The organism is Bradyrhizobium hereditatis (genome assembly GCF_020329435.1).
In the GTDB taxonomy this organism is placed as follows: Bacteria; Pseudomonadota; Alphaproteobacteria; order Rhizobiales; family Xanthobacteraceae; genus Bradyrhizobium; species Bradyrhizobium hereditatis.
Genome location: NZ_JAGKJK010000032.1, coordinates 26,247 through 36,747 on the forward strand (window position 1 = coordinate 26,247; position 10,501 = coordinate 36,747).

Here is a 10,501-nt window from a genome sequence, read left to right on the forward strand (position 1 = left end):
AGGCCGGCGAGTTATTGAGGACAGAAGTGGGCCGATATCCATAATGGCTCGGGGCAACAGCCCCAAATTGAAGCCGGATAGATTGGCGCAAACCGCTTCATCCGTTTGTCGATCCTCTTGCAACGCGGGCGTGGTCCATAGATCGGGGTCAAGGTCTCCGTCGCCACCACGCTGGCGTCAGCCTGCGGCGGTCAGTTCGTCACCCATGTGAAGGCGCTGCCCGGCAATCCCTATGACGGCCATACGCTCAAGACCGTGATCCCGGACATGGAGGCCTTGATCGGCAACATCATCGAGCGCCTCATTCTCGACAAAGGCTATCGCGGCCACAATGCGCCGCCCGAGTACAAGTTCAGGGTCTTCATCTCAGGCCAGAAGCGGCGGGTAACCCCAAAGATCAAGCGCGAGCTGCGCCGCCGCTCGGCCGTCGAACCGGTCATCGGCCATCTCAAATCCGAGCATCGAATGGGCCGCAACTATCTCTGGCACCGCCAGGGCGACGCCGTGAACGCCGTACTCGCCGCCGCCGGCTACAACTTCGGCCGCCTCATCCGATGGCTGGCGCTCTTGCTGCGCCAAATCCTACTCCAACTCATCGCTCGACCGCAGGTCGCCTCAGGCTGAAATCAGAGTTCTTCACGGATGACGCATCCGTTTTGCGCCACGCTCGTAGACGACAATCGGCCTCGAATCCTGGCCCTCGCTCGGGCCTTCCAGCCCCAATCCCAGCTGCTTTGAAGTCGGCTCAATGGCACAGCCCGCCGTAGGCTTCGGTCTGCGGCCTCACAAACCGTCAAGCTTGAAGAACTATTTGGAAATGTTATGATTCCAACTTTCTGATATACAAAGAACAAGAGGTCGGACTCGTGACATACAGCGATCTTGACACGAGAATTGGCGAGCGCATTCGAATCCAGCGAAAGCGAATCGGCCTCAGTCAGAAGGAACTCGCGAGTCGGCTGGATATAGTTTTTCAGCAACTCCAAAAGCACGAGAATGGCACAAGTAGAGTGCCGGCCAGCCGGCTTTATAAAATTGCCAGGGCACTGAACACGCCCATTTCACATTTCTACGAAGTCGATGAACGCGAATCGCTGCGACGGGGAGGGCCACTCTCCGATGTCTCTGCGATAATGGGCGCGCAAAAAAGTAAGTTGGCAAAGCAGGTTCTTGAGCTCGTCACGGTTTTCATAAAGATCAAAGACGAGGATGCTCGAGCGGACATTGTTTCGTTAGTCGCAAAATTCTCGAAATCAAAAGCTAGGCGGTAGAGTTGCGACCAGCTTCGCCACCCGGAGGGTACCAACATGCGTCCAGACATGTCGCAGCTTTGGCTAGAGCGTTAGCCGATCAGGTTGCAAGTAGCCTGCGGCGGCGAAGTAGTTTGTTGATTCTGCGGGGGTGTAGGTGTCGATGATGCGCCTGACAGCATCCCAAAGGCCGCCGACGGTGCGTTCGGCGGCCTTTCGCAAATTTGCTTTGAGTTTGGCATAGGCGTTTTCGATTGGATTGAAGTCGGGGCTGTAGGGCGGAAGATAGAGGAGCGTAGCGCCGGCCGCCTCGATCATCTCACGTATGCGCGGCCCTTTGTGGCTGGAGAGGTTGTCCGTGATGACAATGGCGTGGTTTAGAAGCTCAGGGACGAGCACCTTTTCAACATAGGTTTCAAAGGCACCGCGGTTGATGGGACCATCGAGCACCCATGGTGCGATGATGCCGCGTGTGGTTAGAGCGGCTACGCAGGTTGTTGTTTTCCAGTGGCCGTGGGGAACGCTGGCCCGCAGGCGTTCACCGCGTTGGCAGCGGCCATGCGTTCGCGCCATGTTGGTCGAAGCCCAGGTCTCGTCAATGAAGACGAGCCGATCCCGATCGAGCTTGCCCTGGCTCTCGCGCCAGGCCTCACGTCGCTTCAAGACGTCCGGGCGATCCTGCTCTGTGGCATGGGCGGTTTTTTTTACACGTGATCTTGTGGCGCTCGAAGAAGCGGCGGATCGTGCCATAACCAAAGGACAGGCCTTGTTTGCTCAAGCTTTCACGCAATTCCTCGATGGTGATATCAGGCGACGCCTCGAGCAGAGCCATGATCGCCGCCTGATGGGCTTCAATCCGGTGAGACTTGCGATCCCGGCCCTGAGCTCTCGGCTGAGCATCGCCTTGCTCTCGCTCGCGCGTTCGCCAGCGGACTTACGCTTGCCGCGCTGACGCCAAATCGCTCGGCGGCCTGCCGGCCGGAAACGCCGCTTCCAATACAGGCAAGCACACGTTCGCGAAGATCCAACAGCGGTTTCGCCATGCCCCGCCGGCCTCCAGTCCCGGCGACCAGCTTGAATCACTAAAACGCTGATTTGTGAATCCCCGACGATTCAGTCAGATGGGCTACCGCTCTAGTGCTTTAGCACTCGCTTCAAGTGTTGTTCGGACGCCCTGTTCGCAACACCAGCAACATGCGCTTCCTTCGCCTCCTGTCCGATGTTGTGCAAACCGGCAATGAATCGCCGGTTTACCGACTCCTTTGTTCGCCGAAACGTGATTTCCGGAAATTCACTGAGAATTTGCGCTCGCGCAACGGCCAACTCCACGAGATTACCCGAATCAGCCTCCTCGTGAATCAATTTGTGGCCCACCGCCCAAGAAATCGGAACGGCCTCGCACCCATAGACAATATCAGCCGTTGCCGCTCGACCGACGAGACTCTCAAGCATATAGCTGCCGACTATACAGGCGATTCCGTGCTTCACTTCCCACATAAGCAGCTTGGTTCCAGGCGATCCGACGCGCCAATCGCAGCATAGCGCGAGCTGAAAGCCCAGACCTATTGCGTAGCCGCCGACTGCGGCAACAGTCGGTTTCGTAACTCTTAGTATTGTAGAATAGAAATCAATCACCCTATCGATGTATGCCTCCACCGCCGCGCGTCCCGAAAACTGGGCCACCTCGTTGAAATCGCCACCGGCGCAAAAAGATCGGTCATTCCCTCCTGTCAATACTAAAGCCCGTATCGCAGGATTTTCGTCCACCTCGCGGCATATCGAGCGGATGGCACTCTCGAGGTCGAGACTCATCGGATTAAGATGGTTGGCGTGATTGAACCGCGCGACCAGAACCGCACCTCGAGTTTCCGTTTCTAGAATTGCCATTGTGTCTCCATCAGTCGCTTACATATGAACGGTGGTGGTGCGGAACTTAGTGCCCTGACGTAGAAGTCTGGACAAATATTACGATACACCCATCGCAAGAATTGCTCAATAAACAAGTACATCTAAAATAAGATACATCTCACGCGGGTAGCAATTGAAGTCCACCACTGGCGAGCCGATGAGTATTTCTACGGCGTGGGCCGCCTTGTCTGACGTGACCGTACGGTGAAAACATAGGCGTATGACTGGCCATGTCGAAGGTCGCGCGGCTCGACGGAATTTCGTCTGGCGCGCGGCAGCGTTGCACGTGGACGAGAAGCAACGGATCGAGGCCGAGAGTTACGCCGCGCCGCGGAAGGTGGCGGCGACAGCGCGAAGAAACGCGCTGTCTGCGAGCCAGCTGTTTATTGGCGTCGGTCGGGTCGGGGGACGACATTTGCATCGATAGGTTGTATCGCCGGAACAGCTGAAGCTGCGGATCGGAGGCTGTCACCTCAGGCATGTGCGCCGGTGGTACCGGGTCGGATCAAGATCGTGCTGGATGCGCGGACATCGGGTGATCGTCAATAATAGCGTCGATGCGGCCGTGCTGGCGCAGGTTATGGCGGTGCTGGACCGGCACCAGCCGGTTGTCGGGATCGGCGCGATCTTGGCATTCCTCACGATTTACACGCCAAAGTGATCGCGCTTAGAGATCGCCTCCCGGCGCTGTGGGAAAATCCGGCAGGTCATCGTAAGGCGCTCTTGCGCTGTCTGATCGAAAAGGTCGTCTCGTACCGTTGCGCCCGCGACAACGCCGAGATGCGCATCGTGTGGCGCGGTGGCGCGACTACTGAACTCCTCGTCATGCTACCGATTAATGCCGTGACCGCCTTGGACAAGCAGCAGGAGATGGTGGAGCGCATTATGCACGCTAACTCGTGAGGGCATGCATGACGATGAGATCGCTCGCATTCTGATCAGGAAGGGCCACTCACCATGGGAGGCGGACAAAGTCCTGCTGATCAAAGTCCAGTGCATTCGTCTTAAACGCCGCCTCAAAGGTACAACATCGGCAAACACGCTGGGCGGTGGTCGTAGACCATCTGACAGTGACCCAATTGGCAAACCGTCTCAGTATTCGCACCAAGCGGATCCATGTTCAGCTCGAACGAGAGAGCATCCTGATCAGCCGAGAGCCTTCGGGCCGCTTCCGCTTCCATGGCAAAACAGCCTGCCTCAAGCCATTCGCAGCTTGAGAAGCTCCCGTGTCCCAAGATTGACGCTAAGGGAGGATCATCATGAAAAGTAGCTGCATCAACAAGAGCCTTCGCTGTCCGGAATTGCCTGGTGCAATCCTCAGGCAACCTGGCGTCCGACGGTCGGTCAGCTGACAGTTTTGGCTTGTGGATCGCGGGGAGATGTGATGGCCTGCTCGCCTTCCTTCAGGCGCTGTAACACGCCAGACTATGCGGAATGGGACCGAGATGACGACTACTCGATCAGCGCCAAGTCCGTGCAAATGGCGAACTCTTCCCAAAACCATTCGGCATAGTTCCGCAGTCGGCATATACGGCCAAGCCCAAGGACATCAATCCGCTGGCCTGGCTCGCTGACGTGCTCGCTCGCATCACCGTCATTCCGCAAAACCGGCTTCACGAGCTGCTGCCTTGCGAATGCAAGTGCGCGGCGTCCACAATCGCTCACGCGGCCTGATCGCTATCCTGCCAAAACGATCATCGAAGGGCTGCGCCAGCTTCTGGTGTGCAATTGGAGAGCTGTAAGCGAGCGAGACAGGATGCGCGTTATCGCAGCTTGCAGGTTCGACCGTCGTCTCGGCGTCAGCAGTATCGGCGTGGATTGCCTCCCGGATCAGCCGTTCTGTGGTCTGCTCGAACCGTGTGCAGGTCGGAAAACTGCCGCTACACCACGGCATCGAAAAAGCGTCGGGACGCCTCAAAGATAATCGTCGTCGCCCGCTCCCGCGGATACCGGAACCTCCGAATGCCATAACGCCTGCACAAGGCGATGAACAGCCTGATCGACCATTGGTCTGGCAAGCTGAATTTTATCTTGATGGGGGATCGCAACAACCGACTCCTCGAGCTTGGCCTTCGCCCGCTCTGCTGCACCTTCAGCGGCTCGCGTTCTCCCTCCGTGGCTGCGCCGAAATACAGCGCCTCCACCTTCTTCAAAACCGATCGCGAAGCTGATCTTCGATCCGCATGCCCTCGCTCGATGAGAGCAACGAGGCCATCGCTCGAACCCGGCAGCAACCGTGGAAAACAAGCCATCCACACATCATCGCCGGGAAGCTAGGCTCCGCGGCCTTGGGCGAACGCTTACCTTGATAGTGCCGTTACGACCTCACTATTGGAGTGGAACGTCATCGAGCCCGTGGTGCCGCAGCCAAGCCGCGGACCTCGGCAAATAATCAACGGGGCGTGATGGCATTTCTTGCGTGCCGAGATAGCCGTGTGAAAGTGTGTCCTACATGGACGCCTACAATCGCTTTTTTGAATTGTGCAGTACTGGCATCAGGAACTGGCTGATCGCCAAAATTACCAAAGTTCATTCGGCAAGCTCCAGATGATCGACGGCCCAATCGTGAGGTCGCATCCAGGAGCAAACATATAGTGGACGCTGTTCTGTGCGGTGAAGCCGCGAATCATAGCCGAAGTCATCTGTAGTAGAGATGCCGTTGATGATTCGGATCCCAATGCATCGACGGAATATTCTCCGCACTACATTACCTTCGCTATTGCCATTTTAGTATCGTTCATCAGTGGGTGCGCGCCGCACGTGCTTGCACAAGGACTGCCATGTTTCCGGGCGGGTGTTGATTTCTCCACATCTTGTGGTGTGCGCGCGGAATTTCGGCCCACTTGAAGACTTCGGACAGGCAGGGATCTATGCGCCGTTCAATGATAAGCCGATTTGCTTCCCAGACTTGATATGGATTCGCGAAATGGCTCCCCTGAACTCTTTTCTGTCGCATCCAGATAAAGCGCGCGTCCATCGTAAGGTTGTAACCTGAAGTCCCACCACACAAGACAACCATTCCGCCTCGTCTCACGATGTAGCAACTGACTGGAAATGTCATTTCTCCCGGGTGCTCGAAGACAAGGTCCACGTCATTACCTTTTCCTGTAATCTCCCAGATGGCTTTTCCAAAGCGGCGCACCTCCTTCATGTAATTATTGTACATTGCGGCATCGTTGAGATCAGGAAGTCGACCCCAACAGTCGAACTCCTTGCGGTTTATCACGCCTTTGGCGCCCAGTGACATCACATAGTCCCGCTTCGAAACGTCAGAAACGATGCCGATCGCGTTGGCTCCCGTTATGGCTACCAATTGGACTGCCATCGAACCAAGTCCGCCAGCCGCACCCCACACTAAGACGTTTTGACCCGGTCGGACGACGTGTGGGCGATGACCAAACAACATCCTATATGCAGTCCCCAGTGTGCCCGCATAGCAGGCGCTCTCCTCCCAGCTTAGGTGCGTTGGCCGAGGTAGCAACTGACGCGATTGAACGCGCGCGAATTGCGCAAACGATCCGTCCGGAGTTTCATATCCCCAAATTCTCTGAGAAGACGAAAGCATGGGATCGCCACCATTGCACTCGACATCATCGCCGTCGTCCTGATGGGAATGCACAGTCACCTCGTCACCCACCTTCCATTTCTTCACGCGATCTCCGATCGCCCAAATAATTCCCGCCGCATCGGACCCGGCGATGTGATGAGAGTGTTGATGTAAATCAAAGGGCGAGACTGGCTGCCCGAGAGAAGCCCAAATGCCGTTGTAACCGACCCCGGCCGCCATAATCATGACGAGGGCGTCCTCTGGTCCTAGGGTAGGCGTGTCGACCACCTCTACCTTCATGGCAATCTCTGGATCCCCATGCCGCTCCCGGCGTATCACCCAAGCATGCATGTGCTTCGGTACATGACCCAACGGAGGAATTTCTCCTATTTCATAAAGATCCTTCGCGACCGTGCGGGCCAAGGAGTCGTGGCCACTGTGTTGATCCATTCCGTTCATTTGTACCTCGATCAAAATTGGTAATAGCTGCGAACAGTCCCGCTGATCACGCTTCTCTCGTCCAAGTGAAGTTAGGCGACCTTGGGCCTCGCGGAGCCGAAAGACTCCGCAGGATCGCATGTTAGAAAGTAGGTGGCTCTGGCGCCTTTTTTATGTCGTTTGCTCGAGCGATCGTGTCGATCTAGCTAAGTCAAATCATACATCTATAGTGAGAACACGGAAGCAAAAAACATCTATGGTAAGAATTTCGTTGGTCTTAAGCCAAAGAAATGGTAAGGCTGTCGAGAAGAGGAGCCACGGCCAGCAAGGCTGGTACGAGTTTCTGCCGGATACCCAAATCTTAGTTCTATAGAACCCGTTTCGTGTCGCAAGTGACTGGAGATGTGCGTGACAGCACTAAACCTTTACAGAAGAGGGACCGTCCTTGTGGCGCAATTCGATCGCGAAAAGCCGGTAAACCCTCTCAATCGAGAGCTTGAAGAAGCCATCGTTGAAACTTGTCACTTGGTCCAGGACGACCCCGCCGTGAACGCAATGGTTCTGACTGGTGGCGTGCACCGCTCCTTCTGCGTCGGTGACGATTTAAATGAAGCAAGCGAAGTAAAGACGTTGTCCGATGTGGAGCACTTCATAGACCGGATAATAGCGCTTTATGTTACGATCCTAAGCGTGCCAAAACCTACCGTCGCGGGAATTGACGGATATGCAATAGGTGCCGGCCTCGAGATGGCGCTTTGCTGCGATTGGCGTGTGGGCACTTCAACAACTAAGGCTCTCGGCTGGGAACTCAAGCATGGTCTGGCTTGCCCGATCGGCGCCTACATGCTGGAGAAATCGCTTGGGCGCGCGGCAATGTCAGACATTATCTTCGGCTGCGACGTCATACCGGTTGGATGGGCCACAGAACACAAATTGTTCAATGAGATGGCCGAGCCGAAGGATATCGTCGAGAGCGCTATTTCCCGAGCTGCCACCCTTGGTACTTATGCGGAAATTACCTATCGGCGGACGAAGGAGTTTGTGAATCGTTCGTTTATCGCGGGCTTGCGGGAGTTGGTGCCGAGCGCGAAAGATATTCTTATAGAAGGGTTCCTTAGCGACTCCGCCCAGGCTCATTTTGCACGAGTGCTGCGACGATAACGGCTGAATCGGGCAGCGATTACCAAGTGTTCTGGCCATGATCGCACCGATTCAGTTGATCAAGTTTGTGCAGGACCAGCTATGGTCCGGCGGCTCACTACTCTAGATTCTGAGCAACATCGGTGATCGTCGCTGCCAATAGGACGGCAGATGTTTCGAGATCCAACTCTCTTACCTCCGCCTCGGCATAGCGAAGCAGATCAAGAATGCTCAGGAGTTGCTTCCGCCGCTCGCTATCGGCCAGAGAATGAATGTCCTCAGCGAACTGCCTTTCATGAAAGCTTGAAACAGCGTCATCGGTCATGTTCATGTCCAGCGCGAGCGGAGGAAACCCGATGTTTGTGGGTACAGAAGACGCTCAGAGAGTGTTCGGCCTTAAACACATGATTGATCGGTGGCTTTCCTCGACTCACTAAGGTCCGGCCTTGCCGATGCCATTAGGGTCATTGTTATGCAAACACGCCATCGACGAGCCGCCGAATGGTAATCGAACGCATTCTGGCAACTCTTTCGACAAGCACGCACTGCTGATCGTTCGGGTCGCGTGCAGCCTCGATCTTTATTGCCGTTGAATAGTGAAACTAATCGCCGGATCGTGTAGCGAGCGCGTTTCTCAGAAAATGACCTTGCTACCATCAGTCTTTACACTGCCGAGTGCGACCGCATCTCATGTTCGGTCAAGTTTTGAAGCGCCGCCGCAGAACGGCGAGATCGGTGGTCAAGAATAAAGGAAAAAGAAGACGAGTCCGCCGACCATTTTTGGTAGGGAGCGGAAGATCGCTCTCGCCTTATATACTCGTTAGAGCTCCGCATCCTCAGCGGAGCTCATTTCCTCGCGATGAGCGAAGTTCCGGATCATTCTAAGCAGCGTCTACGGCTGCGAGGCGAAGTGTTGCATTGAAGCTGCTCGATCACTGCGTAATTCGGATTGCATTCGATTGGCCGCAGAATGGCATTGGCATTTGCCTTATCGACGGGCGTGTCCACCCACGGTTTCAGTGGATCGTCACAACTTCAAATGAGACCCACATCCATTTCGGTATCCCGAAGTTCTCGCTACTCGTAACATCGTGCTACTCGTTTCCGAGCTTTCCACAACCGGAAAGCAGCCTGCTCGACTCCATGCGCAAAGGCGGTGAGGTGAAGGTGGCGTTCGGCTTGGCGCCACCTTTGGTGGTTGTCTCGCCGAGCGGAGAGTTGAAGGGATATACCGTCGACATCGTCAAGCTCTCGGTCAGAAGAAAGGGTGCGCCAGCTGTCACGCCGGTGCTCACGGCGTGGGATGCCCAGCTTCCGTTGTTGCTGGCCCACCGGGGCGACCTCGTAGCTTCCGGCCTGCAGATCACCGAAAACTGCTGCGAGGTGGCGGTGTTTTCCACTTTCGCTGTTCCGGCGGGCTATATGTCCCATCCGGAAACCTGGAGCATTTGACCGGTTATGCGCAGGTTGCACAAAATCCCGAAATCGGTCTGGCTGTGGTTACAGGGTCCTCCCAAGAGGCGTATGCGCTGGCGCCGGGGATCAACACCGAGCAACTCGTGCGCGTCCCTGATATTCAGGCGGGCGTTGCAACGAACTCTGGCGGACGGGGCGAACGCGTTTGCACTTGCTCAATTCACCATCCCCATTCCGGAGCAGAGAGATCTCGAAATGGTCGTCGACCAAGAAGGGCCAGCGATTGGGTACGGCGTGGTATTCCGGAAGGAAGACGTGCGTTTGCGCGACGAATTCAACAAACAGCTCGACGCATTGCGCAGCAATGGTACTATGTGGGAGTTGGACGCGATGAAGTACAAGGTCCCTAAGTGGGATGTCGTCTCCAGCATGCACAGGGCCAGTGACCTTGTGCCGGAATGCGAATAAGGCGCAACCCGTGGAAGCGATATTGGAGTACCGGCTTGTACTCGCACAGGGCGCGTGGGTCACCATCTGGATCTCGCTGTCCATCATTCCCGGTGCGGCACTCGGCGCGGTCATCTTTGGCGCGATGAGATTATCCGAGGCGCCCGCAGTACGAATTCCCTCGATTGTCTTGATCGAGCTTATTCGCGGGCCCTCGGCATTGGTTTTGCTGTTCTGGGTTTTTTATGCGCTACCGTTGATACCGGGAATGCCGCGCTTCAGCCCCGTTGCGGCGGCGATCCTCGTGCTGACGCTCGATGGAGCCGTTTACGGCGCGGAGATCGTCCGCGCTGGC

The 10,501-nt window shown here is 56.0% G+C and carries 11 protein-coding genes and 3 pseudogenes; 10 read left to right on the top strand and 4 right to left on the bottom strand.

The annotated features are described in order from the left end of the window. Positions 1–144: 144 nt before the first annotated feature. Together J6524_RS36040 and J6524_RS36045 are read left to right on the top strand one after the other, a co-directional pair. Positions 145–624 (top strand): annotated as a pseudogene (locus J6524_RS36040) (IS5/IS1182 family transposase); the annotation flags it as partial. A gap of 242 nt (positions 625–866) precedes the next feature. After that, entirely contained in the window at positions 867–1,271 is a 405-nt protein-coding gene (locus tag J6524_RS36045; RefSeq protein ID WP_225678619.1) for a helix-turn-helix domain-containing protein, read from the top strand. 63 nt (positions 1,272–1,334) lie between these two features. Here the strand turns inward: J6524_RS36045 and J6524_RS36050 are convergent. Both J6524_RS36050 and J6524_RS36055 read right to left on the bottom strand, forming a co-directional pair. Beyond that, positions 1,335–2,293: pseudogene (locus tag J6524_RS36050) on the bottom strand (IS630 family transposase). A gap of 91 nt (positions 2,294–2,384) precedes the next feature. Further along, positions 2,385–3,137, bottom strand: a complete 753-nt coding sequence (locus J6524_RS36055) for an enoyl-CoA hydratase/isomerase family protein (protein ID WP_225678620.1) — start codon at positions 3,135–3,137, stop codon at positions 2,385–2,387. A gap of 541 nt (positions 3,138–3,678) precedes the next feature. Between J6524_RS36055 and J6524_RS36060 the strand changes: the two genes are divergently transcribed. From J6524_RS36060 to J6524_RS36075, 4 genes and pseudogenes are all read left to right on the top strand, one after another. Continuing rightward, the gene (locus J6524_RS36060; protein ID WP_225678621.1) at positions 3,679–3,819 is read left to right on the top strand and encodes a hypothetical protein; all 141 of its coding nucleotides are present in this window, start codon (positions 3,679–3,681) and stop codon (positions 3,817–3,819) included. Beyond that, the gene (locus tag J6524_RS36065) at positions 3,816–4,061 is read left to right on the top strand and encodes a hypothetical protein (RefSeq protein ID WP_225678622.1); all 246 of its coding nucleotides are present in this window, start codon (positions 3,816–3,818) and stop codon (positions 4,059–4,061) included. The genes J6524_RS36060 and J6524_RS36065 overlap by 4 nt, the downstream gene beginning before the upstream one ends. A 627-nt stretch (positions 4,062–4,688) precedes the next feature. Further along, positions 4,689–4,832 (top strand): annotated as a pseudogene (locus J6524_RS36070) (transposase domain-containing protein); the annotation flags it as partial. A 312-nt stretch (positions 4,833–5,144) separates the two neighbouring features. Then, a complete protein-coding gene (locus J6524_RS36075; RefSeq protein WP_225678623.1) occupies positions 5,145–5,435 on the top strand; it encodes a hypothetical protein in 291 nt (96 codons plus the stop codon). 463 nt (positions 5,436–5,898) lie between these two features. Here the strand turns inward: J6524_RS36075 and ccrA are convergent, their stop codons facing one another. Next, entirely contained in the window at positions 5,899–7,155 is a 1,257-nt protein-coding gene (gene ccrA, locus J6524_RS36080) for a crotonyl-CoA carboxylase/reductase (protein WP_225678629.1), read from the bottom strand. Positions 7,156–7,551: 396 nt separating this feature from the next. On the opposite strand from ccrA, the gene J6524_RS36085 reads away from it, so the two are divergent. Continuing rightward, entirely contained in the window at positions 7,552–8,304 is a 753-nt protein-coding gene (locus tag J6524_RS36085) for an enoyl-CoA hydratase/isomerase family protein (protein ID WP_225678624.1), read from the top strand. Positions 8,305–8,401: 97 nt separating this feature from the next. Here the strand turns inward: J6524_RS36085 and J6524_RS36090 are convergent, their stop codons facing one another. Beyond that, entirely contained in the window at positions 8,402–8,608 is a 207-nt protein-coding gene (locus J6524_RS36090; RefSeq protein WP_225678625.1) for a hypothetical protein, read from the bottom strand. Between the two features lie 593 nt (positions 8,609–9,201). Here J6524_RS36090 and J6524_RS36095 point away from each other — a divergent pair. The 3 genes from J6524_RS36095 to J6524_RS36105 all read left to right on the top strand — a co-directional run. Further along, a complete protein-coding gene (locus J6524_RS36095) occupies positions 9,202–9,735 on the top strand; it encodes a transporter substrate-binding domain-containing protein (protein WP_225678626.1) in 534 nt (177 codons plus the stop codon). A gap of 219 nt (positions 9,736–9,954) precedes the next feature. After that, positions 9,955–10,167: a hypothetical protein gene (locus tag J6524_RS36100; RefSeq protein ID WP_225678627.1), complete on the top strand. Its 213-nt coding sequence runs from the start codon at positions 9,955–9,957 to the stop codon at positions 10,165–10,167. A 10-nt stretch (positions 10,168–10,177) separates the two neighbouring features. Then, positions 10,178–10,501: ABC transporter permease subunit (locus tag J6524_RS36105; RefSeq protein WP_225678628.1), on the top strand; the 324-nt coding region annotated here is incomplete at its 3' end.

Bases quoted from the DNA above. Each gene is read 5' to 3' on its own strand.
- J6524_RS36060 (WP_225678621.1), top strand. From the start codon at position 3,679: ATGCGCGGACATCGGGTGATCGTCAATAATAGCGTCGATGCGGCCGTG.
- J6524_RS36075 (WP_225678623.1), top strand. From the start codon at position 5,145: ATGAACAGCCTGATCGACCATTGGTCTGGCAAGCTGAATTTTATCTTG.
- ccrA (WP_225678629.1), bottom strand. From the start codon at position 7,155: ATGGATCAACACAGTGGCCACGACTCCTTGGCCCGCACGGTCGCGAAG.
- J6524_RS36055 (WP_225678620.1), bottom strand. From the start codon at position 3,137: ATGGCAATTCTAGAAACGGAAACTCGAGGTGCGGTTCTGGTCGCGCGG.
- J6524_RS36100 (WP_225678627.1), top strand. From the start codon at position 9,955: ATGGTCGTCGACCAAGAAGGGCCAGCGATTGGGTACGGCGTGGTATTC.
- J6524_RS36090 (WP_225678625.1), bottom strand. From the start codon at position 8,608: ATGACCGATGACGCTGTTTCAAGCTTTCATGAAAGGCAGTTCGCTGAG.